The organism is Microbacterium sp. TPD7012 (assembly GCF_003075395.1).
Lineage (GTDB): Bacteria > Actinomycetota > Actinomycetes > Actinomycetales > Microbacteriaceae > Microbacterium.
Genome location: NZ_QDFV01000005.1, coordinates 1 through 21,315, shown reverse-complemented (window position 1 = coordinate 21,315; position 21,315 = coordinate 1). Strand labels below are relative to the sequence as shown.

The following is a 21,315-nucleotide window of genomic DNA, read 5'->3' as shown; positions in this document are numbered from 1 at the left end:
CGTCGAGTGCTCTTGCGGTCGACGGGCGACTCCTGGAAGCATCACCTGGTGACTTCAGCGAGCGTCGGGACCGAGAGCGTCGTCGACGTCGGCGAACTCCCCGGCATGGACCGAGGGCGTCAGCTCTGCGAATGCGACCACGGCGGCGAGGAGGCCTACCAGGCCTGCGGACGCAAGGCCAAGTGGCGGGTCACGATCGACTGCGTCTGCGGCGAGGGTCATCCCCGGCGCGTCGAGATCCTCTGCTCACGCTGCATGCGCACCGCGCGGCAGACCTACGGACGCGAGGCGATCACCGTCCGCCACCTCTGACGACCACCTGTCTCAGCGGACGACGGCGGTCTGCGCCGCAAGCGCGAAGGCCGTCGCGCGATCCGGCTGCGCGCCGACCCCGCCGGGGCCCCGCGTGGACGCCGTTCCGCAGGCGACGGCGAACGCGATCGCGTCGTCGGCCGGCATGTCGAGCAGGCGGGCGGTGAGGAAGCCGGCCGCGAGCGTGTCGCCTGCACCGACGGTGTCCACGAGGTCGGAGTCGAGCGGCGGAACGCTCGCGCGGATCCGCTCGATGTCCTCGGCCGAGCGCCAGGCGGCGACCGCGCCGTCGGCACCGAGCTTCGCGACGACGACCGCGCTTTCCGGCATGACCGCGAGGAGCTCGGCGATCGCCGCGTCGATGTCGTCCGCTCGGGTGATGCCGGTCAATTCCTCCTCGTTCCCGAAGAAGACATCGACGTGCGGCATCAGGTCGAGGATGCCGGAACCCCACCGCTCGTCCGGGTCGAAGTTGCCGTCGAGTGACGTGGTCACCCCGGCCGCCCGAGCGGCGCGGAAGAGCGCGGGTGCCTCGGCGTGCAGGTCGTGCTGGAGGAAGTAGCTGCCCACATGCAGGTGCGCGGCGGAGGCGAGGTCGTCGGCCGTGACGTCGGCGGCCCGGACAGTGCCGATCGAGCCCATCGATGTGAGGATGGCGCGATCGCCGTTCGGCCGCGTGAGATGCGTGGATGCGCCGGTGGGGAGCGCGGCGTCGACGCGAACGCCGGCGGTGTCGACCCGGCGCTCGCGCAGCTCGGTGTCGAGGAAGCGCCCGAACGTGTCGTCACCGCGCACGCTGATCAGTCGGGTGTCGACGCCGAGGGCGGCGGCTCCGCACGCCGTGATCGCCGACGAGCTGCCCATCGTCAACGTCGTGCGGGGAACGATCTGCTCGTGCTGCCCGAAGCGGATCTCGTCATCCACCTCGATGATCAGGTCGACGCAGAGCTCGCCGACGACGAGCAGAGGGCCTCTCGGTTCGTGCCCGGTCACGGGCGGCTAGCCGAGGAATTCGCGGGCCGCCGACGACAGCGCGGTCACGCCGACCTCGATGGTCGGGTGGATCTCCGGGGCGAAGAACGGCGAGTGGTTGGTCGGGATGTCCTTGTCCAGTCGGCCGGCCTCGACGGCCTCGGCGAAGCGCGCGGGGTCGACGCCGCCCCAGAACCAGAAGACCAGCGGCACACCGGCGTCCCGCGCGAACCACGAGACGTCCTCGCTGCCGGTGAACATGCCGGGATCGATGACGGATTCCTCGCCCAGTGCGCGCTGCAGGGCCGCGGTCACGCGCGCCGTGGCATCGTCGTCGTTGATGGTGGCCGGCAGGGTGTGCAGCGTGCGGATCTCGGGCTCGCGCTCCGCGCCGGAGGCGAGGGCCTCGGCGCGCACGATGCGCTCGACGCTCGCGAGCACCTTCTCGCGGGCCTGCTCGTTCGGGTAGCGCAGGCTCAGCTCGAGCGTCGCCTCGGCCGGGATGATGTTGTTCTTCAGGCCGGCGTGGATCGAGCCGACCGTCACGACGCCCACGCCCTGCGGGTCGATCTCGCGGGAGGCGATGGTCTGCAGTCGCATGACGGTCGCGGCGGCCATGACGACCGGATCGATCGTGGAGTGAGGGCGGGAGCCGTGGCCGCCCCGGCCGTGCAGGACCACCGTGAGACCGTCGGATGCCGCCATCTGCGTACCGCTGCGCACGCCGATGATCCCGGCGGGCAGCGGGGTGACGTGCTGTCCGAGCACGATGTCGGGCTTCGGGTAGCGGTCGAGGAGGCCGTCGTCGAGCATCGCCCGCGCGCCGGCGCCGTACTCCTCGGCCGGCTGGATCAGCACCACGAGCGTGCCCGACCAGTCGGCCCGCTCGGCGACCAGCTTCTCGACCGCGCCGATCATCGCGGTGACATGCATGTCGTGCCCGCAGGCGTGCATGACCGGGACGGTGTTGCCCGAGGGATCGACGCCCTTCGCCGTGCTCGCATACGCCCGCCCGGTCTGCTCCTCGACGGGCAGCGCATCCATGTCCGCCCGCACCCACACGACCGGGCCGTCACCGTTCTGAAGGATTCCGATGACTCCGGTGACTCCGACGCCCTCCTCGACCTCGAGGCCCAGATCGCGCAGGTGGGCGGCGGCGATGCCGGCGGTGCGCGTCTCCTGGAACGAGAGCTCGGGGTGCTGGTGCAGGTCGATGTAGAGCGCTTCGAGGTCGATCGTCATGGCCCCGAGCCTACTCGCGGGCGTAGGTCCCCAGCTCAGGTCCCGGATGCAGGACGCCGTTCACGATCGCGCGGATCGCGAACTCGCTCGCCTCTCCGAGGTCGATGACGCCGGGGTGCAGGAGCCACTGCAGCTGCAGCCCGTCCATGACGGCCAGGATGCCGGCGGATGCCGCGGCGATGCTCTGCGGGTCGTCCACGCCCTCCTGGGCGCAGAGCTCGTGGAACGCCGCCGTCACCTCGCGGCGCAGCGTCGTGTACCGCTCCTCGAAGTACTCCCGCCCGGGATGGTCGTCGGTGACGGACTCGGAGGAGAGCACGGTGTACGCCTGCACGATGCCCGGGCGCTTCTCGTTGGCGAAGGCCGTGCGCACGAGGTGCAGGAAGAGCTCGGGCCCGCCGGGGATGTGCTTCTTCTCGAGTGCCGCCACATCCGCCTGGTCACGGTAGGAGAGCACCTCGAGCAGCAGCTTCTGCTTGGAGCCGAAGTGGTGGAGCACGCCGGCGTGGGTGAGGCCGACCTGCTCGGCCACGTCGGCCAGCGTGCCGTTCGTCGACCCCTTGTTGCCGAAGATCTCGACCGCTGCGGTGAGGATCTGCTCACGCTTCGCGAGGGTCGACGGACGCACTCGCGACTTCTCGTCTGCCACGCGGTGCTCCTCTCCGACTCGTACTTGCCAATGAACTTACCAGTGGGTAACCTCGCAATCACTTACTTTCTCGCCAGTAAGTGAATGTCCCCCACGCAGCACAACGACCGTGCCCAAGGAGAAGCAATGAAGCTCAGGAAATCCCTGATCGCCGTCACGGCGATCACCGCCCTCGGAATCTCAGCCCTCGCGGGCTGCTCCGCCGGCGGAAACGACGACGCCGGCTCCGGCGATTCGGCCTCCCTCACCATCGCGAAGCCCGACGGCGCGATCACCACCGAGTCGAACAACCCGTTCGTCGGCGACTCGTCCGCCTCGAAGTACGGCTACGGCAAGGTCATCTTCGAGACGCTCGGCCTCGTCAACCAGACCGGCGACCGCGAGGTCACCCCGTGGCTGGCCGAGAGCATCGAATGGAACGACGACTACACCGCGGTCACCGTGGTCCCGCGCAAGGACGTCACCTGGAGCGATGGCGAGCCGTTCACCGCCGACGACATCGTCTTCACGTACGAGCTCGTCTCCACCCCGGCGCTCGACACCGCCGGCCTGCAGTTCGAGGGTGCGACGGTCGAGGGCGACGCCGTCACCCTGACCTTCGGCCAGTCGAAGTTCGTCAACCAGGCCCGCGTGCTGCACGTGCCGATCGTCCCCAAGCACATCTGGGAGAACCTCGACGATCCGGCAACGAACCCCGTCAAGGGCGACGACCTGGTCGGCACCGGCCCGTACGCGCTGTCGAACTGGTCGACCGAGTCGGTCACCCTCGAGGCGCGCGACGACTACTGGGGCGGCGACCTGGCCGTGCCCGAGCTGCACTACGTCTCGTACGGCGACAACACCGCGCTGACCACCGCGCTCGCCCAGGGCGAAGCCGACTGGGCGCAGGCGTTCATCCCGCAGATCGAGGAGCAGTTCCTCTCCGCCGACCCCGAGCACAACAAGTTCTGGGCTGCGCCGACGACCGGATCCGCGACGCTCTTCATGAACCTGCACCAGAAGCCGTTCGACGACCCCGCGTTCCGTCAGGCCCTCGCCTGGGTGATCGACCGCGACGCCTACGTCGACATCGCCCGTGAGGGTGCGAGCGAGCCGGTCTGGTCGGTCACCGGACTCTCCTCGATCCTCGAGGACGAGATCCAGCCCGAGTTCCAGGGCAAGGACTACTCGGTGGATGCCGAGAAGGCCCGCGGCGTGCTCGAAGCAGCCGGCTACACGTGGAGCGGCGATGCGCTCATCGACCCCGACGGCACGCCCGTCTCGTTCACGCTCTCGGTTCCCTCCGGATGGAGCGACTGGAACACCGCGCAGGAGCTGATCGCCGAAGACGTCTCCGAGTCCATCGGCGCCGAGGTGAAGATCGACATGCCCGACTGGGGCGGCTGGCAGGGCCCGCGCGACGACGGCTCGTTCTCGGCGATCATCCACTGGCTCGAGGACAGCGGCACCGCCTACGGTCTGTACACCTCGACGATGGACCCGCGCTGGATCTCGCCCGACGGCATCGCCGGCTTCAACTTCGGACGCTTCGAGGACCCGGCCGCGACGGAGGCGCTGAACACCTACGCGAACGCGGCATCCGATGAGGAGCGCACGGCGGCCCTCGACACCATGCAGAAGATCTTCGTCGAGCAGGTTCCGGCGATCCCGCTGGGTGCGCACCCGCTGCTCGGCGAGTTCAACACGCGGAACTACGTGGGCTGGCCGTCGGAGGAGGACCCGTACGCGTCGGCCGACCCGACGCAGCAGAACATCGTGCAGATCCTCACGAAGCTGAAGCCCGCCGAGTAACGCATCCGACGGGGAGCGTCGGCGGCTTCGACAGGCTCAGCCACCCAGCAATGGGTCCCTGAGCCTGTCGAAGGGTCGGCGCCTCCCCCTCTGATCGATGAAGGACACACACCATGTCAGACCCCCTCCTCTCCGTGCGCGACTTCTCGGTCGTGTACGACGTCGATCCTCCGGTCGAGGCGGTGACCGATGTCACCCTCGAACTGCAGCGCGGCGAGATCCTCGGACTCGCCGGCGAGAGCGGATGCGGCAAGACCACGCTCGCGTACGGCGTGCAGCGCCTGCTGCGCGCGCCGGCCGTCATCACCGGCGGAGACGTCATCTTCCACGATGTCTCCGGCGACGACGTCGACATCAACGCCCTCGACGTCGACGCGATGCAGCGCTTCCGCTGGGACAAGGTCTCGATGGTGTTCCAGGGGGCGATGAACGCCCTCAACCCGGTCGACACGATCGGCTCCCAGCTCGAGGACGTCTTCGAGATCCATCGCCCGGGGATGAACCGCCGCCAGCGCCGGGCCGAGGCCGAGGAGCTGCTCGAGATCGTGAAGGTCGGACGACAGCGCATGAGGTCGTTCCCGCACGAGCTCTCCGGCGGCATGCGCCAGCGCGTGATGATCGCCATGGCCCTCGCGCTGCGGCCCCAGCTCATGGTGATGGACGAGCCGACCACCGCGCTCGATGTGCTGGTGCAGCGCGAGATCATCAAGCAGATCTCCCAGCTGCGTCACGAGTTCGGCTTCTCGGTGATCTTCATCACCCACGACCTCCCCCTGCTCCTCGAGATCAGCGACCGGATCGCGATCATGCGCGAGGGACGCATCATCGAGCTCGCGAGCGCCGAGGAGATCTGGCGGCGTCCGCAGCACGAGTACACGAGGACCCTGCTGTCGTCGTTCCCCCGGCTGACCGGGGAGAGAGGGGTGCTGGTCCGATGACCACGCTCGAGTTCCGCGGCGTCACGAAGAGCTACAACGTCCGCGGTGCCGGACGCATCAAGGCGCTCGACGACGTCAGCTTCACGCTGACCTCGGGGCGGACGATCGGCCTCGTCGGCCAGTCCGGCAGCGGCAAGTCGACCATCGCGAAGATCCTCACGCAGCTCGAGACGCCCACCAGCGGCGAGGTGCTGCTCGACGGGCAGCCGATCCCGCGTCGTGGCAGGGGATTGCGGCGCTACCGGCAGCAGCTGCGCATGGTCTTCCAGGATCCCTTCGCCTCGCTCAACCCGTACCACTCGATCCGCTATCACCTCGAGCGGCCCATCAGACTCGACGCCGTCGTGCCGAAGAAGGACACCGACGCCGAGGTCCGTCGTCTGCTCGCCCGGGTGCGCCTCGATGCTGATGCCGTGATCGACCGCCGCCCGCACGAGCTCTCCGGCGGCCAGCGCCAGCGCGTCGCCATCGCCCGCGCGCTCGCCTCGCGCCCGTCGCTGCTCGTCGCCGACGAGCCGGTGTCGATGCTCGACGTCTCCATCCGTCTCGGCGTGCTGACCCTGCTCGCCGACCTGCAGCGCGAGGAGGGGCTCGGCGTGCTCTACATCACCCACGATCTCGCCACCGCCCGGCACTTCAGCGACGAGATCATGGTGCTCAACCAGGGGCGGGTCGTGGAGTACGGCACCGCCGACGACGTCATCCTCAACCCCCAGAATCCGTACACCCGCGAGCTGCGCGCGGCATCCCCCGACCCGGAGAAGCACTTCGCCTCGGCCGCATCGACCGGAGGTGCACTGTGAGCACGGCATTCCCCCAGCTCGACGACAACGATCTCGTCGCGAAAGACGCCCTCGAGGTCGGCACGACGGCGACGACCGCCGAGCGCACCCGCCGACCGGTGCCCTGGCGGTTCTTCGCCGGGCGCGCCGTCTTCTACCTCTTCACCCTCTGGGCCGCGCTCACGATCAACTTCTTCCTGCCGCGCTTCATGAAGGGCGACGCGGTGAGCTCGTACCTCGCGCGCAACCGCAACGTGAGCCCGGAGGCCGCCGACTCGCTCCGCATCCTGCTCGGCATCGACACCGACAAGTCGATCTGGCAGCAGTACCTCGAGTACTGGGGCATGCTGTTCCGCGGCGATCTGGGCATCTCGACCCTGCACGGTCTGCGCCCGGTCGGCGAGGTGCTGTCGGCGGCGCTGCCGTGGACGCTCGGCCTGGTCGGACTCGCCACGATCATCTCGTTCGCGATCGGCACGATCGGCGGTGCCATCGTCGGCTGGCGGCGCGGCAGCAGGCTCGACGCGCTGATCCCCATCACCACGTTCTTCAACACCATCCCGTACTTCTGGCTCGGCCTCATCGCGATCGCGATCTTCTCCTCGACGCTGAAGTGGTTCCCCTCCTCGCACGCCTACGACAAGGGACAGTCGCCGGAGTGGAGCCTCGACTTCATCGGCCAGGTGATCATGCACGGAACCCTCCCGGCGCTGACCATCATCATCGCCTCGCTGGGCGGATGGATGCTCGGCATGCGCAACATGATGCTGACCGTGCTCGACGAGGACTACATCACCGTCGCGCAGGCGAAGGGCATGCCGAACCGCCGCGTGCTGTGGGCCTACGCCGCCCGCAACGCCGTGCTGCCGCAGATCCAGAGCTTCGCCCTCTCGATCGGCTTCATCGTCGGCGGCACGATCGTGATGGAGATGGTCTTCAGCTACCCCGGTGTCGGCAAGCTGCTGCTCGACGCCACCAACGCCAAGGACTATGCGCTCATGCAGGGCGTGTTCCTCGTGATCACGCTGTCGGTGCTCGTCGCGAACATCCTCGCCGATGTCGTGTACGCCTACCTCGACCCGCGCACTCGTCAGACGGAGGCCTGAGATGACCGTTCCCACCACCGCCGGAACCACCGCCCCCGACGGATCGCCGGTCGTCTCGGGGATGCCGGAGACAGCGACCCTGCGTGCGCCGGCATCCGTCCCTCCGGAGCAGCGCACCTTCCGCTCGCAGCTCGCGCAGGCGTTCGCGATGTTCCGCAACCGCAAGTCGATCGCCGGGCTCATCATCCTCGGTGTGTTCGTCCTCGTCGCGATCCTCGCCGACTGGATCGCCCCCTACGGCGCGACCGAGAAGGACCGCTCGGCGCTGCGGCAGCCGCCGTCGTTCGAGCACTGGCTCGGCACCACCCACATGGGCGAGGACGTGCTCAGCCAGATCATCTTCGGCACCCGCGGCGTGATCGTCGTCGGCTTCCTCTCCGCCGCCATCGCCACGGTCATCGCGATCACGATCGGGGTCATCTCCGGCTACGTGCGCGGCTGGAAGAGCGAGTCTCTCTCGGCGCTGACCAACGTGTTCCTGGTGATCCCCGGCATCCCGCTGATCATCATCATCGCGTCGCAGTTCGAGAACCCGCCGCTGATCGTGATCGCCGCCGTCCTCGGCCTGACCGGATGGGCGTGGGGCGCGAGAGTGCTGCGCGCGCAGACGATGTCGCTGCGCAATCGCGACTTCATCCAGGCGGCGCGCGCGAACGGCGAGCCCCTGCGCCGCATCATCACCGTCGAGATGCTGCCGAACCTCATGGCGCTCATCGCGTCGAGCTTCGTCGGAACCGTGACCGCTGCGATCCTGGGCCTCACCACGCTCGCCTTCATCGGCGTGATCCCGGTGAGCAACCTGAACTGGGGCACGATCCTGTTCTGGGCCCAGCAGAACGGCGCGTTCCCCCGGCTGTGGTGGTGGTACGTTCCCGCAGGTCTCTGCATCGCCATCATCGGCGTCGCGCTCTCGCTCATCAACTTCGGGATCGACGAGTACGTCAACCCGCGCCTGCGCTCGGCAGGCGAGCGGGCCAGGGCCATGAAGAAGAAGGGCCTCAACGTGAACGACGCGGTCACCGCCGTGCGGAGCATCCCGACCTCCCCGAAGACCGCGTCGTCTCCGAACACGACGAACATGACGAAGACACAGAACACGAAGTGATGACCTCTCCCACGCTGACGACCACCCTCCCGTACCGCGACCCCGCACTGCCGATCCCCGAGCGCGTCGCCGATCTCCTCGACCGGATGACGCTGGAGGAGAAGATCGGGCAGATGCTGCAGCTCGACGCACGCGACGATCTCGACGACCACATCCTGCGCCGACAGGCAGGGTCCATCCTGCACACCTCGCCGGAGCGCATCCTGCGGGCGAACGAGCTGACGGCCGAGACCCGCCTGCGGATCCCGCTGCTCGTCGCCGAGGACTGCATCCACGGCCACTCGTTCTGGCCCGGTGCGACGATCTATCCCACGCAGCTCGGCATGGCGGCGTCGTGGGATGCCGGTCTGCTCGAGCGCGTCGCCCGCGCGACGGCGGAGGAGGTCGCCGTCACCGGCATCCACTGGACGTTCTCGCCGGTGCTCTGCATCTCGCGCGATCTGCGCTGGGGACGGGTGAGCGAGACCTTCGGCGAGGACCCGTTCCTCATCGGCGAGCTCGCCAGTGCCATGGTGCGCGGCTATCAGGGCGACGGTCTCGACGATCCCACCGCGATCCTCGCGACGGCCAAGCACTTCGCCGGCTACTCCGAGACGCAGGGCGGGCGGGACGCGAGCGAGGCGGACATCTCCCGACGGAAGCTCCGGTCCTGGTTCCTCCCGCCGTTCGAGCGGGTCGCCCGTGAGGGCTGCCGGTCGTTCATGCTCGGGTACCAGACCATGGACGGGGTGCCGATCACGACCAACGAGTGGCTGCTCAGCGATGTGCTGCGCGGCGAGTGGGGCTACACGGGGACGCTCATCACCGACTGGGACAACGTCGGGCGCATGGTCTGGGAGCAGCGCATCCAGCCCGACATCGCGCACGCCGCCGCGGCGGCGGTGCGGGCCGGGAACGACATGATCATGACGACACCCGGATTCTTCGAGGGTGCTCTGGATGCCGTGGCGCAGGGGCTTCTCGCGGAGGACGCCTTCGACGCCGCGGCCGCGCGGATCCTCACGCTGAAGTTCGAGCTGGGGCTCTTCGAGGACCCGCGGCTCCCGGGAGCGGAGCTGGATGCCGTCGTCGGCAGCGCTGCGCACGCGGAGCTGAATCTCGAGACGGCCCGCCGCTCGATCGTGCTGCTCGAGAACGACGGCGTGCTGCCGCTCGACGCCACCGCTTCGCTCCGGGTCGCGGTCGTCGGCCCGCTCGCCGACGACGCGCAGACGCAGCTCGGCGACTGGGCGGGAGGGTCGGGACAGGCCGGCTGGCTCGACGGGCAGCCGCGCGACATGATCACGACCGTCCGCGACGGACTGGAGGGCATCGACGACTGGAACGTCTCCTACGCCCGCGGCGCCGACATCCTCACCCTGGAGGAGGACCCGCAGGGCGCGTTCTTCCCGGACCACCAGCCGCGACCGCCGGTGGTGAAGCCGTGCGCGCCGGATGAGGCTCTGATCGCTGAGGCCGTCGCGGCGGCATCCGCCTCCGATGTGGTCGTCGCCGTCGTGGGCGACCGTATCGAGCTCGTCGGCGAAGGGCGATCGACCGCGACGCTCGAGCTCATCGGCGGGCAGATCGCCCTGCTCGACGCGGTGATCGCGACGGGCAAGCCCGTGGTCGTGGTGCTTCTCGCGTCGAAGCCGCTCGTGCTGCCGGCATCCGTGCAGCGGGCGGCCGCCGTGATCTGGGCGGCGAACCCGGGGATGCAGGGCGGGCGCGCGCTCGCCGAGATCATCTCCGGAGCCGTCGAGCCCTCGGGGCGCCTGCCGATCTCGTTCGCGCAGCATGTGGGTCAGCAGCCGACGTACTACAACCAGATCCGCGGGCAGCACGGCGATCGCTACGCCGACCTCACCCAGGCGCCCGCCTGGGCGTTCGGGGAAGGGCGGTCGTACACGACGGTCGAGTACTCCGACCTCGCGCTCGAGTCGCCAGCGCTGGCGGTGGACGACACGATCGTCGGGCACATCACCGTGACGAACACGGGGGAGCGCCCGGTGCGCGAGACCGTGCAGGTGTACGTGCGGGATGCCGTGACCAGCGTGAGCTGGACCGACAAGGAGCTCAAGACCTACCGCCAGGTCGACATCGAGTCGGGCGAGTCGGTGCGGGTGCGGCTGGAGCTGCCGGTCGCCGACTGCACGATCGTGGATGCCGCCGGCATCCGCGTCGTCGAGCCGGGGGCGTTCGAGCTGCTGGTGGGACCGTCGTCGCGGGACGAGGTGCTGCTGACCGCCGGGTTCGAGGTGGCCTGAGCCGCGCCGATTTGACCTCAAGTGCAGTTGAGGTTTTACCGTGACATTGTGACCCGGACGAAGACCACCCGATGACCTATGTCATCGCCCTGCCGTGCGTCGACGTGAAGGACAAGGCCTGCATCGACGAATGCCCCGTCGACTGCATCTACGAGGGTGAACGCTCCCTGTACATCCATCCGGACGAGTGCGTCGACTGCGGTGCCTGCGAGCCGGTGTGCCCGGTCGAGGCGATCTACTACGAAGACGACCTGCCCGGCGAATGGCAGGACTACTACAAGGCCAACGTCGAGTTCTTCGACGACATCGGATCGCCGGGAGGCGCCGCCAAGACGGGGATGCTGTCGTTCGACCACCCCGTCGTCGCCGTCCTTCCACCCCAGGAGGCGCACGCATGACCATCACCGAACCGCGCATCGCCATCGTCGGGGCGGGACCCGCGGGCATCTACGCCGCCGACATCCTGCTCGGGCGCGTGCCGCACGCCTCGATCGACCTCTTCGAGAAGCTCCCCGCACCGTACGGCCTGGTCCGGTACGGCGTCGCCCCCGACCACCCGCGCATCCGCAGGATCACCGATGCGCTGCACGACGTGCTCGTGAACCCCCGGATCCGGCTGCGGTGCAACGTAGAGATCGGTGTCGATGTCACCGTCGACGCACTCCGCGCAGCCTACGACGGTGTGATCATCGCGACGGGCGCCGACCTCGACGTCGCCCTCGACATCCCCGGCATCGACCTGCCGGGATCGTTCGGTGCCGCGGAGTTCGTCGCCTGGTACGACGGCCACCCGGACACGACGCGCATCTGGCCGCTCACGGCCGAGTCGGTCGCCGTGCTCGGCGCAGGCAATGTCGCGCTCGATGTGACGAGGATCCTCGCCAAGCCCGCATCGGCGCTGATGCGCACCGATACCCCGGACGCGGTGCTCGACGGGCTCGCTGCGAGCCCGTTGCGCGACGTCCACCTCTTCGCCCGACGCGGTCCCGCCGACGTGCGCTTCTCCGCGATGGAGCTGCGCGAGCTCGCCGATCAGGAGGACGTCGATGTGATCGTCGACCCCGAGGAGCTCGCGCTCGACGCGCACGCCGAGCGGATGATGGCGCAGTTCACGCAGCGTCGCATCATCGTGCGCACCCTGACCGAATGGGCCGCGCTCGATCCCGCGAGCCGCACCGGCTCACGCCGCATCCACCTGCATCTGCGGCAGCGTCCGGTCCGGCTGCTCGGCAGCGACCGGGTCACCGGGATCGAGATGGAGCGCACGGCATCCGACGAGCTGGGCCGCATGGTCGGCACCGGGGAGCTGCTGCGCTACGACGTCGGGGCCGTCTACCGTGCTGTGGGATATCGGTCGTCGCCGGTTCCCGGGGTGCCGTTCGCCGCAGATCCGGGCGTCGTGCCGCATGTCGAGGGCCGCGTCGTGGATGTCGACGGGTCACCCGTTCCGCGGCTCTACGCCACCGGCTGGATCAAGCGGGGTCCGGTCGGTCTCATCGGCTCGACCAAATCGGATGCCGCGCAGACGGTCTCCCACCTCGTGGACGATCTCGCGGTCGCCGACGTCGCACGCGAGGACCGCGACGACGACCCGATCGCTCACCTCGCGCGCGCCGTCGATCTCGACGGCTGGCTGCGGATCGACGCCGCGGAGCGCGGTGCCGGAGCCGAACGAGGACGCGAGCGCACCAAGATCGTCGATCGCTCGGAGATGCTCGCGCACGCCAGGCAGGGGCAGCGGATGGAGGTCGCTCGATGAGCACGGCACCCGTGCCCACGCCGGTCGGCGACGGGCTCAAGGCGGCCTTCCGCACACATCCCGCCGGTGTGGCGATCATCACGGCGAGCACCCCGGCGGGGCCGGTCGGGCTCACGGCGTCGAGCGTCGCCTCGGTGGCCGTCGACCCCGCCGCGATCGTGTTCTCGGTGACCCGGGCGACCGGCTCCGCCGGCGCGATCCTCGCAGCCGACTCCTTCGTCGTGCACCTCATCGACGACGAGCACTCCGCTCTCGCGCAGACGTTCGCGGTCAGCGGCTCCGAGCGCTTCACGACGGAGCAGGGATGGGCGACGCTCCCGACCGGTGAGCCGCACCTCGCCGGAGCCCGCGTCGCGCTGCGCTGCCGCCCCATCCAGACCGTCCCGGTCGGCTCGTCGACCGTGGTCATCGCCGAGGTGCTCGAGGTGCTTCCCGGAACCGCCGGGCGGCCGCTCGTCTACCTCGACCGCCGCTTCCATCCGCTGCCGCACGACACCCACCTCTGAAAGGAAGACATCATGTCCGCTCTCTACACGCTCCCCGAGCTCCCGTACGACTACTCCGCTCTCGAGCCGCACATCTCCGGCAAGATCATGGAGCTGCACCACTCGAAGCACCACCAGGCCTACGTCACCGGCGCGAACACCGCACTCGAGCAGCTCGCGACCGCACGCAGCGCCGGCGACCTCGCGAACGTGAACAAGCTCGAGAAGGACCTCGCGTTCAACCTCGGCGGCCACATCAACCACTCGGTGTTCTGGCAGAACCTCTCGCCCGAGGGCGGCGGGGCTCCCGAGGGCGAGCTCGAAGCCGCGCTCGTCGACGCGTTCGGGTCGATCGATGCCTTCCGCGCGCACTTCACCGCCACCGCGCTCGGCGTGCAGGGCTCGGGCTGGGCCGTTCTCGCCTGGGATTCCGTGGGAGCGCGACCGGTGATCTTCCAGCTGTTCGACCAGCAGGGCAATGCCCCGCTCGGCGTGACGCCGCTTCTGCAGCTCGACGTGTGGGAGCACGCCTACTACCTCGACTACCTCAACGTGCGCGCCGACTACGTGAAGGCGTTCTGGGAGCTCGTGAACTGGCCCGACGTGCAGCGCCGCTTCGAGACCGCCCGCGCCGCGAAGGGCCTCATCGTCGCATCATGACCTGACCGCTTCTGCCGGGTCGGCGGAACAGCTCAGACGAGTCGGGCGGTCGTCCCGCGCACGTTCAGCTCGTACGGCAGGGCGGCCGGGATGCGCACGGCATCCGGCTCGGAGAGCTTCGCGAGCACGGCATCCGCCGCTCGCTCCCCCTGGCCGAGCGGGAACTGGTCGACGGTCGTGAGTCGGAAGAACTCCCCGAGCTCATGCCCGTCGATGCCTACGATCGACAGGTCGTCCGGCACGCCGAAGCCCAGGTCGCGGGCAGCGAGAAGCGCACCGATCGCCATCTCGTCGGATGCGGCGAACACGGCGGTCGGGCGGGGCCCCGGGCGGCCGAGCAGCTGCTTGGCCGCCCGATAGCCACCCTCGACCGTGAAGTCCGCGGGCTCCAGGAAGGCGGGGTTGAGGGGGATGCCGGCCTTCGCCAGCGCCCGCTCGAAACCCAGTCGTCGGTTGGTCGGGATATGGAAGTCGAGGTCGAACTCGGGGTTCGCCCCGATGTGCGCGATGTCGGTGTGGCCGAGTCCGATGAGGTGCTCGGTGGCCAGCTGCGCCACGGCGACGTCGTCGACCGTCAGGGTGTCGAGCTTCGGGTTCGGTCCGCCGATCGCGATGACCGGGAGTCCGAGCTCGAGCAGGTACTGCGTCTCGTCCTCGTCGAGCTCGATCGACACCGCGATCACGGCATCCACCCGCTGACGGCGCAGGAACGTGTCGAACACGTGCCGACGCACGTCCTTGTCGGCGGTGATGTTGTAGAGCGTGATGTCGTAGCCCTCGCGCATCAGAGCGGCCGAGACCCCGGACAGCACGGTGCTGAAGAACCAGCGGTCGAGGAACGGCACCACGACGCCGATGTTCCGCGTGCGCCCCGAGGCGAGGCTCGAGGCCCGCGAGGAGACGACGTAGCCGAGCGTCTGCGCCGCCGCCTGCACACGCTCCCTGGCGGACGCGGAGACCTGCCCGCGGCCGCTCAGAGCGCGCGAGACGGTCGCCGTGGAGACCCCGGCGAGCCGGGCCACCTCATCGATGCTCGCCATGCGGTTCCTCCGTCGGATCCTGTTCCGGTCGCAGTTTCTCACCCTCGGCGGGTGGCTCTCGGTGAGAAATCGCGACCGGAACGGAAGGGTGATCAGGCCGTCGTGTACCAGGCCGCCGTGTCGACGGGCAGCGAGGTGCCGTCGAACGGCCGGCTCGACAGCACCACCTTCGCGCCGGCGGGCAGTTCGAGCGGGGCGGTGCCGAGGTTCGCGACCACGTGCACGTCGCCGCGGCGGAAGGCCACGGCATCTGTTCCCGCGTCCTCCCACACGAGCGAGCCGCTGCCGAAGCCGTGCTCGCGTCGTGCCGCCAGCAGCTGCTTGTACAGCGACAGCGTCGACGTCGGATCGGCCTCTTCGACATCCCGCGCGTAGGTCGCCCAGTCGGCCGGCTGCGGCAGCCAGGATGCCCCGGTGTCGTTGAACCCGAAGGCGGTGCCCTCTGCGGTCCAGGGCAGCGGCACGCGGCATCCGTCGCGTCCGTAGCGCTCGCCGTTCGTGCGGAACCAGGTCGGGTCCTGCCGGAACGCGTCGGGGATCTCCATCGCCTCGGGGAGACCGAGCTCCTCGCCCTGGTAGAGATACGCGGAGCCGGGGAGGGCCAGCATCAGGGTGGTCGCCGCGCGGGCGCGTGCCAGTCCGATCGCCGTGTCGGGCTTGTCGGGCGTGTTCGGTCCGATGCCCTCGCCCTGCGGGTTGTCGGCCGTCAGCGCGAGCCGGCTCGCGTGACGCACGACGTCGTGGTTCGAGAGCACCCAGGTGCTGGGGGCGCCGACCGCGCCGAACGCGTCGAGCGACTCGCGGATGACATCGCCGAGCTCCTTCGCGTCCCACGGGGTCATGAGATACGGGAAGTTGAACGTCTGGTGCATCTCGTCGGGGCGCACCCAGAGAGCGGTCTGCTTCAGCGTCGGCATCCAGGCCTCGCCGCAGAGTGCGCGGTCGCCGTCGTACTCGGCGAGCACCTCGTGCCAGTCGCGGTAGATGTCGTGCACGCCGTCCTGGCCCCAGTACGGCACGTTCGCCTCGCCGCCGCCCATCGAGTCGGCGTCGGCCGGGGGCGTGTAGTCGGGCAGGCCGTCGGCCTTGATCATGCCGTGCGCGACGTCGACGCGGAACCCGTCGACACCGCGGTCGAGCCAGAAGCGCAGGATCGAGCGGAACTCCTCGCGCACCTCTTCGTTGTTCCAGTCGAAGTCGGGCTGCGTGGGGTCGAAGATGTGCAGGTACCACTGGCCGGGAGTGCCGTCGGCTTCGACGATGCGCTCCCACATGCCGCCGCCGAACACGGACTCCCAGTTGTTCGGCGGGAGCTCGCCGTTCTCGCCCTTGCCGTCGCGGAAGATGTAGCGCGCACGCTCGGGGCTTCCGGGGGCGGCCTTGAGCGCCTCCTGGAACCAGGCGTGCTGCGCCGAGGAGTGGTTCGGGACGAGATCGACGACCACGCGGATGCCGCGGGCATGGGCCTCGGCCAGCATCTCGTCGAAGTCGGCGAGGGTGCCGAAGAGCGGGTCGACGTCGCGGTAGTCGGCGACGTCGTAGCCGGCATCGCGCTGGGGGCTGGTCATGAACGGACTCAGCCAGATCGCGTCGACGCCGAGATCCTTCAGCGAGTCGAGCCGTGCTGTGATGCCCGGCAGGTCGCCGATGCCGTCGCCCGACGCGTCGGCGAAGGAGCGCGGGTAGATCTGGTAGATGACGGCGCTGCGCCACCACTCGGAACCGGGGGCTGCGATCTGTTCAAGCTGTGCCATGGGACGAGACTAGTGCAAACGCTTACATTCCCGCCAGACCGGCGATCGAATCGGTTCGGAGGGTGGGGCGGATGCGCGCTCCCGGCGCCGCTTGCAGGCCGCGAGACCACAGGGGAGTAGCCTGACGGCATCCGATTCGAGGAGGCAATGATGGTTCCCGAGATCAACTACTGGGCGGTGCTGCTGGCAACCGCGTCGAGCATGCTCGTCGGCTCGGTCTGGTACGCCCCGAAGGTGTTCGGCACGCGCTGGTCGAAGCTCGCGAACGTCGACATGGATCGGCCGGCCGCGACGGCGATGTGGCCCATCATCACCACGGTCATCGTGAGCTTCCTCACGGCATGGGTGCTCGCCGGAGCATCCGCCATCGCCTGGCACTTCTACGGCGGCCCGTTCTTCTGGGGCACGATCGTGACGGGCGTGACGCTCTGGGCCGGATTCACGGCCGCCCGCTTCATCACGCACGACGCCTTCGAAGGGCGCTCGACCAGGCTCACGACCCTGAACATCGCGCACGAGCTGGTCACGGTCGTGGTCATGGCGATCATCATCGGCGTCTGGCCGCCCGCGCTGGGATAGGAGCGATCCCTGATCGCGATGTTCGCCGAATGGCACGGGAACACTGGACTTTCGCCGCTTCCCGGAGCGCGACGAACCGGTCAGGCTCTTCCTGGTGACCTCTCGGTCGCCCGCGGGTCGCGCACTCGGCCCGGGATGTCGACGGAGGGGCCCGCATGTCCGGTTCACCGCGCGCGCCGTGGGCGGTCATCGCTGCGCTCGTCGTCGCGGCCGTGCTCGCGGGAGCGGCTCCTGCCGCCTCGGGGGTCATCGAACCGGCGGATGATCCCGTGCCCGGCGTGAGCGCTCCGGATGCCGCGGCGTCGATGGAGCGGGCCTACGAGTTCCTCGACGCCCGTGTCGACGAGTTCTGCGACGGGGCCGGGCGCTGTCTGCCCCGCAGCTATCAGGGTGGATTCTTTACCACCCCGAGCTGGGACTTCACGCCGTCGTTCGTCTACGACGACGCGCTCGTCGTGATCGCCTACACGGCCCGAGGCCTGCCCGCCGACCTCCGCCGTGCGCAGGCGATCGGCGACACGCTGCTGTTCGTGCAGGAGGAGGATCCGATCGGCGACGGCCGCGTTCGCACGTCGTACGAGCCCCACGGCATCCGTCAGGGGCGGGTGGAGATCACCGGCCCCGGTACCTTCACCGGGAACCAGGCCTGGGTCGGGATGAGCCTCGCGAGGCTGTTCCACGCGACGGGTGAGACGAAGTACCTCGACGGGGCACTGCGGATCGCCGAGTGGATCCAGGCGAACACCGCCGACATGGTCCGCGCTCCCTTCGGATACACGGGCGGCCAGCTGGACGACGGCACCTCGCTGACGTGGAAGTCGACCGAGCACAACAGCGACATCTCCGGGTTCTTCGCGCAGCTGGCCCAGCTCACCGGCGAGGCCGTGTGGGCGGATCGGGCAGCGGTCGCCGCCGCGTTCGTCGCCGCGATGCAGAGCGCGGACGGCCATGTCGACACCGGCACGGGCCTCGACGGATCGACGATCAACACCCGACCCGTGCCCCTGGATGCCCAGACGTGGAGCTACCTCGGCACCGGCGACCCGCGCTACGGCGCGGCGCTGGACTGGACGCTCGCCCACCTGATCGCGAACGACGGCCCCTACACGGGACCGTCGATCAGCGACACCGACGTCTCGAAGGTGTGGTTCGAGGGCGCGGGGAACCTCGCGCTCGGGCTCCGGCTTCGGGGCGGGCAGGGTGATGCGGATCGTGCAGAGGCGTTATTGAGCAGCATCCGTCTGGTGCAGCGCGACGCCCTCAACGGAGACGGCAAGGGGATCGTGGCGACGTCGAGCGACGGCCTCGACTCCGGCTTCGGCGACCTGTACTACGCGAGCCTGCACACGGGTGCGACCGCCTGGTATCTGCTCGCGGAGGCCGGGGACAACCCCTTCCGCCTTCCGCCCGGCTGACCTGGCGGTTCTACGCCGCGACGCGTGCGACCGCGGCGACCGCGCTCGCGAAGAAGCCGATGCCGTCGATGCCGCTGCGCATCGCGACCGCCGTGTCCGGGCCGAAGCCCGGCTCGACCGCGTGCTCGGGGTGCGGCATCAGCCCTACGACGTTGCCCGCCTCGTTGGTGAGCCCGGCGATGTCGCGCAGGGAGCCGTTCGGGTTGACGCCGGCGTAGCGGAACGCGACCAGGCCCTCGCCCTCGAGGCGGTCGAGCGTCGCGTCGTCGGCGATGTAGCCGCCGTCGCCGTTCTTCAGCGGGATGACGATCTCCTGGCCCGTGCGGAACGCGTTCGTCCAGGCGGTGTCGGAGTTCTCGACGACCAGCTTCTGGTCGCGGCGCACGAAGTGCTGGTGGTCGTTGCGGATCAGGCCGCCGGGCAGCAGGTGCGCCTCGACGAGCATCTGGAAGCCGTTGCAGATTCCGAGGATGGGCATGCCCTTGGCCGCGGCATCCTTCACCTCGGCCATGATCGGCGAGAGCGCGGCGATGGCTCCGGCGCGCAGGTAGTCGCCGTAGCTGAAGCCGCCGGGCAGCACGAGGGCGTCGACGCCCTCGAGGTCGTGCGAGCCGTGCCAGAGGGCGACGGGCTCGGCGCCGGCGATGCGGACGGCGCGCTGCGCGTCGCGGTCGTCGAGCGAGCCGGGGAAGGTGACGACGCCGATGCGCACGGTCATTCGACGACCTCGACGCCCACCACGTCCTCGATCACGGAGTTCGAGAGCACCTCGTCGGCGACGCGCTTCGCCTCGGCGAGCAGCTCGTCGGTGACCTCGCCCTCGACCGTGAGCTCGAAGCGCTTGCCGATGCGGACGTCGGCGAAGCCCTCGACGCCCAGGCGGGCGAACGCGCCCGAGACGGCCTTCCCCTGCGGGTCGAGGAGTTCGGACTTGGGCATGACGTCGACGACGATGGTGGGCATGAACGGCTCCGGAAGTCGCGGGAAGGCTGGCGCGCTCAGTCTACCGGCCCCGGCACCTCGTCCTACGCGGGGTCGGAGTGGAAGACCGTGTGCAGATCGCCGATGGCTGCACGGCCGCCGAGCCCGTCGATCTCGAACAGCACCGAGATGCCCGCGACGTGGCTGCCGAGGCGCTCGACGAGCTCCCGTCCGGCGGCGAGCGTGCCGCCCGTGGCGAGCACGTCGTCGATGAGCAGCACGCGGGATCCGGCGGGCAGGTCGTCGTGCATCTCGATCGTCGCGGTGCCGTACTCGAGGGCGTAGTCGACGGATGCCGCGGGCCGCGGCAGCTTGCCCGCCTTGCGGATCGGGATCAGGCCGACCCCTGCCGCGATCGCGGCCGCTCCGGCGAGGATGAAGCCGCGCGCCTCGATGCCGGCGACCACGTCGAACTGTCCGGCGAAGGGCTCGATGATCGCCTCGGTGGTGACGCGAAGTGCTTCGGCGTCGGCGAGCAGCGGGGTGATGTCGCGGAAGACGATGCCGGGTTCCGGGTAGTCCGGGATGCTGCGGATCAGCGATGCGGCGCGGGTGAGGGCGGGGGAGAGAGCGGCTTCGGGCACCGGGCAAGGCTACCTCCTCCGTCGCGCTTGACATCCGTGGGAGCGCTCCCATAGAGTGACGTCTCAGTTCGTGGGAGCGCTCCCACAACGCCCTGAGCACCACACTGCGCGACCCCCACCACAAAGGAGTGACCTGTGAACACACGTGCCCGCACCCGGATCCTGACGGCAGCCGCCGTGGCATCCGTCTCCGCCCTCGCCCTGGCCGGCTGCTCCGGCGCCACCGGCGGCGACGCCGGCGGCAGTGGCGACGAGGACGTCACGCTGACCGTCACCACGTTCGGCACCTTCGGCTACGAAGACCTCTACGACGAGTACGAGAAGGAGCACCCGAACGTCACGATCGAGGCGACCAACATCGACACCGGCGGCAACGCCCGTACCGATGCCTTCACCAAGATCGCCGCCGGCTCCGGCCTCAGCGACATCGTCGCGATCGAGGAGGGGTGGCTCGGCGCCATCATGGACGTCTCCGACACCTTCGTCGACCTGCGCGACTTCGGCATCGAGGACCGCAAGGCCGACTGGGTCGACTGGAAGTACGGCCAGGCGACGGATGCCGAGGGCCGGGTCATCGGCTACGGCACCGACATCGGCCCGAGCGGCATCTGCTACAACGGCGCCGCGTTCGAGGCCGCCGGCCTGCCCAGCGACCGCGAGTCCGTGGCCCAGCTGCTCGACGGCGACTGGGAGAACTACTTCGCCGTCGGCGCCGACTACACGGCCAAGACCGGCAAGGCCTGGTACGACCACTCCGGCTTCGTCTGGAACGCCATGGTCAACCAGCTCGACGAGGGCTACTACACCGCCGACGGCAAGGTGAACGTCGAGGACAACGCCGAGCTGAAGGAGCGCTTCGAGCTGCTGGGAGCCGCGACCGAGGGCGGCCAGTCCGCTGCGCAGACCGCCTGGGAC

Annotated in this window: 22 protein-coding genes; 14 read left to right on the top strand and 8 right to left on the bottom strand. The window is 69.4% G+C overall.

Annotated features, from left to right (window positions below):
• Nucleotides 1–48: 48 nt before the first annotated feature.
• Nucleotides 49–312 carry a hypothetical protein gene (locus DC434_RS14335; protein WP_133192818.1) on the top strand — a complete coding sequence of 88 codons (264 nt, stop codon included), beginning with the start codon at nucleotides 49–51 and terminating at the stop codon, nucleotides 310–312.
• Between the two features lie 12 nt (nucleotides 313–324).
• Here DC434_RS14335 and DC434_RS14330 read toward each other — a convergent pair whose 3' ends face one another.
• From DC434_RS14330 to DC434_RS14320, 3 genes are read right to left on the bottom strand one after another with little or no spacing between them, the layout of a single operon-like run.
• Nucleotides 325–1,305 (bottom strand): carbohydrate kinase family protein, encoded by a 981-nt coding sequence (locus DC434_RS14330; RefSeq protein ID WP_116635990.1) that lies wholly within the window; start codon nucleotides 1,303–1,305, stop codon nucleotides 325–327.
• 6 nt (nucleotides 1,306–1,311) lie between these two features.
• Nucleotides 1,312–2,526 (bottom strand): amidohydrolase, encoded by a 1,215-nt coding sequence (locus DC434_RS14325; RefSeq protein WP_116635989.1) that lies wholly within the window; start codon nucleotides 2,524–2,526, stop codon nucleotides 1,312–1,314.
• A gap of 10 nt (nucleotides 2,527–2,536) precedes the next feature.
• Nucleotides 2,537–3,175, bottom strand: coding sequence for a TetR/AcrR family transcriptional regulator (locus DC434_RS14320; RefSeq protein ID WP_116635988.1), 639 nt, complete (start codon nucleotides 3,173–3,175; stop codon nucleotides 2,537–2,539).
• Nucleotides 3,176–3,301: 126 nt separating this feature from the next.
• On the opposite strand from DC434_RS14320, the gene DC434_RS14315 reads away from it, so the two are divergent.
• The 10 genes from DC434_RS14315 to DC434_RS14270 all read left to right on the top strand — a co-directional run bounded on the left by DC434_RS14315 (nucleotide 3,302) and on the right by DC434_RS14270 (nucleotide 14,047).
• Nucleotides 3,302–4,966 (top strand): ABC transporter substrate-binding protein, encoded by a 1,665-nt coding sequence (locus DC434_RS14315; protein ID WP_116635987.1) that lies wholly within the window; start codon nucleotides 3,302–3,304, stop codon nucleotides 4,964–4,966.
• A 113-nt stretch (nucleotides 4,967–5,079) separates the two neighbouring features.
• Nucleotides 5,080–5,904: an ABC transporter ATP-binding protein gene (locus DC434_RS14310; RefSeq protein ID WP_116635986.1), complete on the top strand. Its 825-nt coding sequence runs from the start codon at nucleotides 5,080–5,082 to the stop codon at nucleotides 5,902–5,904.
• A complete protein-coding gene (locus DC434_RS14305) occupies nucleotides 5,901–6,707 on the top strand; it encodes an ATP-binding cassette domain-containing protein (protein ID WP_116635985.1) in 807 nt (268 codons plus the stop codon). Before DC434_RS14310 ends, DC434_RS14305 begins: the two co-directional genes overlap by 4 nt.
• The gene (locus DC434_RS14300; RefSeq protein ID WP_116635984.1) at nucleotides 6,704–7,792 is read left to right on the top strand and encodes an ABC transporter permease; all 1,089 of its coding nucleotides are present in this window, start codon (nucleotides 6,704–6,706) and stop codon (nucleotides 7,790–7,792) included. The genes DC434_RS14305 and DC434_RS14300 overlap by 4 nt, the downstream gene beginning before the upstream one ends.
• A 1-nt stretch (nucleotide 7,793) precedes the next feature.
• On the top strand, nucleotides 7,794–8,897 hold the full coding sequence (locus DC434_RS14295; RefSeq protein ID WP_207769975.1) for an ABC transporter permease: 1,104 nt from the start codon (nucleotides 7,794–7,796) through the stop codon (nucleotides 8,895–8,897).
• Nucleotides 8,897–11,143, top strand: a complete 2,247-nt coding sequence (locus DC434_RS14290) for a glycoside hydrolase family 3 N-terminal domain-containing protein (RefSeq protein ID WP_116635983.1) — start codon at nucleotides 8,897–8,899, stop codon at nucleotides 11,141–11,143. Before DC434_RS14295 ends, DC434_RS14290 begins: the two co-directional genes overlap by 1 nt.
• Nucleotides 11,144–11,214: 71 nt before the next feature.
• The gene (gene fdxA, locus DC434_RS14285) at nucleotides 11,215–11,541 is read left to right on the top strand and encodes a ferredoxin (RefSeq protein WP_116635982.1); all 327 of its coding nucleotides are present in this window, start codon (nucleotides 11,215–11,217) and stop codon (nucleotides 11,539–11,541) included.
• Nucleotides 11,538–12,902 carry an FAD-dependent oxidoreductase gene (locus DC434_RS14280; RefSeq protein ID WP_116635981.1) on the top strand — a complete coding sequence of 455 codons (1,365 nt, stop codon included), beginning with the start codon at nucleotides 11,538–11,540 and terminating at the stop codon, nucleotides 12,900–12,902. Before fdxA ends, DC434_RS14280 begins: the two co-directional genes overlap by 4 nt.
• Complete coding sequence (locus DC434_RS14275) at nucleotides 12,899–13,408, top strand: flavin reductase family protein (RefSeq protein ID WP_116635980.1); 510 nt, start codon at nucleotides 12,899–12,901, stop codon at nucleotides 13,406–13,408. Before DC434_RS14280 ends, DC434_RS14275 begins: the two co-directional genes overlap by 4 nt.
• Before the next feature lie 12 nt (nucleotides 13,409–13,420).
• Entirely contained in the window at nucleotides 13,421–14,047 is a 627-nt protein-coding gene (locus DC434_RS14270) for a superoxide dismutase (protein ID WP_116635979.1), read from the top strand.
• 32 nt (nucleotides 14,048–14,079) lie between these two features.
• On the opposite strand, the gene DC434_RS14265 is transcribed toward DC434_RS14270, so the two are convergent.
• Both DC434_RS14265 and DC434_RS14260 read right to left on the bottom strand, forming a co-directional pair.
• The gene (locus DC434_RS14265) at nucleotides 14,080–15,087 is read right to left on the bottom strand and encodes a LacI family DNA-binding transcriptional regulator (protein ID WP_116635978.1); all 1,008 of its coding nucleotides are present in this window, start codon (nucleotides 15,085–15,087) and stop codon (nucleotides 14,080–14,082) included.
• A 92-nt stretch (nucleotides 15,088–15,179) separates the two neighbouring features.
• A complete protein-coding gene (locus DC434_RS14260) occupies nucleotides 15,180–16,841 on the bottom strand; it encodes a glycoside hydrolase family 13 protein (RefSeq protein WP_116635977.1) in 1,662 nt (553 codons plus the stop codon).
• A gap of 150 nt (nucleotides 16,842–16,991) precedes the next feature.
• On the opposite strand from DC434_RS14260, the gene DC434_RS14255 reads away from it, so the two are divergent.
• A complete protein-coding gene (locus DC434_RS14255; RefSeq protein WP_116635976.1) occupies nucleotides 16,992–17,420 on the top strand; it encodes a DUF1761 domain-containing protein in 429 nt (142 codons plus the stop codon).
• Between the two features lie 155 nt (nucleotides 17,421–17,575).
• Nucleotides 17,576–18,835 (top strand): hypothetical protein, encoded by a 1,260-nt coding sequence (locus DC434_RS14250; protein WP_116635975.1) that lies wholly within the window; start codon nucleotides 17,576–17,578, stop codon nucleotides 18,833–18,835.
• A gap of 10 nt (nucleotides 18,836–18,845) precedes the next feature.
• Here the strand turns inward: DC434_RS14250 and purQ are convergent, their stop codons facing one another.
• From purQ to DC434_RS14235, 3 genes are all read right to left on the bottom strand, one after another.
• Complete coding sequence (purQ, locus tag DC434_RS14245; RefSeq protein ID WP_116635974.1) at nucleotides 18,846–19,553, bottom strand: phosphoribosylformylglycinamidine synthase subunit PurQ; 708 nt, start codon at nucleotides 19,551–19,553, stop codon at nucleotides 18,846–18,848.
• Nucleotides 19,550–19,798, bottom strand: a complete 249-nt coding sequence (gene purS / locus DC434_RS14240) for a phosphoribosylformylglycinamidine synthase subunit PurS (RefSeq protein WP_116635973.1) — start codon at nucleotides 19,796–19,798, stop codon at nucleotides 19,550–19,552. Before purS ends, purQ begins: the two co-directional genes overlap by 4 nt.
• Before the next feature lie 62 nt (nucleotides 19,799–19,860).
• A complete protein-coding gene (locus DC434_RS14235; protein ID WP_116635972.1) occupies nucleotides 19,861–20,400 on the bottom strand; it encodes an adenine phosphoribosyltransferase in 540 nt (179 codons plus the stop codon).
• 135 nt (nucleotides 20,401–20,535) lie between these two features.
• Between DC434_RS14235 and DC434_RS14230 the strand changes: the two genes are divergently transcribed.
• On the top strand, nucleotides 20,536–21,315 hold a 780-nt coding region (locus DC434_RS14230), incomplete at its 3' end, for an ABC transporter substrate-binding protein (protein WP_133192817.1).

Coding starts and splice junctions, on each gene's coding strand:
- DC434_RS14290 (WP_116635983.1), top strand. CDS start 8,897: ATGACCTCTCCCACGCTGACGACCACCCTCCCGTACCGCGACCCCGCA.
- DC434_RS14260 (WP_116635977.1), bottom strand. CDS start 16,841: ATGGCACAGCTTGAACAGATCGCAGCCCCCGGTTCCGAGTGGTGGCGC.
- DC434_RS14250 (WP_116635975.1), top strand. CDS start 17,576: ATGTCCGGTTCACCGCGCGCGCCGTGGGCGGTCATCGCTGCGCTCGTC.
- DC434_RS14275 (WP_116635980.1), top strand. CDS start 12,899: ATGAGCACGGCACCCGTGCCCACGCCGGTCGGCGACGGGCTCAAGGCG.
- DC434_RS14270 (WP_116635979.1), top strand. CDS start 13,421: ATGTCCGCTCTCTACACGCTCCCCGAGCTCCCGTACGACTACTCCGCT.
- DC434_RS14310 (WP_116635986.1), top strand. CDS start 5,080: ATGTCAGACCCCCTCCTCTCCGTGCGCGACTTCTCGGTCGTGTACGAC.
- DC434_RS14265 (WP_116635978.1), bottom strand. CDS start 15,087: ATGGCGAGCATCGATGAGGTGGCCCGGCTCGCCGGGGTCTCCACGGCG.
- DC434_RS14325 (WP_116635989.1), bottom strand. CDS start 2,526: ATGACGATCGACCTCGAAGCGCTCTACATCGACCTGCACCAGCACCCC.
- DC434_RS14280 (WP_116635981.1), top strand. CDS start 11,538: ATGACCATCACCGAACCGCGCATCGCCATCGTCGGGGCGGGACCCGCG.
- DC434_RS14315 (WP_116635987.1), top strand. CDS start 3,302: ATGAAGCTCAGGAAATCCCTGATCGCCGTCACGGCGATCACCGCCCTC.
- fdxA (WP_116635982.1), top strand. CDS start 11,215: ATGACCTATGTCATCGCCCTGCCGTGCGTCGACGTGAAGGACAAGGCC.
- DC434_RS14295 (WP_207769975.1), top strand. CDS start 7,794: ATGACCGTTCCCACCACCGCCGGAACCACCGCCCCCGACGGATCGCCG.
- DC434_RS14305 (WP_116635985.1), top strand. CDS start 5,901: ATGACCACGCTCGAGTTCCGCGGCGTCACGAAGAGCTACAACGTCCGC.
- purS (WP_116635973.1), bottom strand. CDS start 19,798: ATGCCCACCATCGTCGTCGACGTCATGCCCAAGTCCGAACTCCTCGAC.
- DC434_RS14255 (WP_116635976.1), top strand. CDS start 16,992: ATGGTTCCCGAGATCAACTACTGGGCGGTGCTGCTGGCAACCGCGTCG.
- purQ (WP_116635974.1), bottom strand. CDS start 19,553: ATGACCGTGCGCATCGGCGTCGTCACCTTCCCCGGCTCGCTCGACGAC.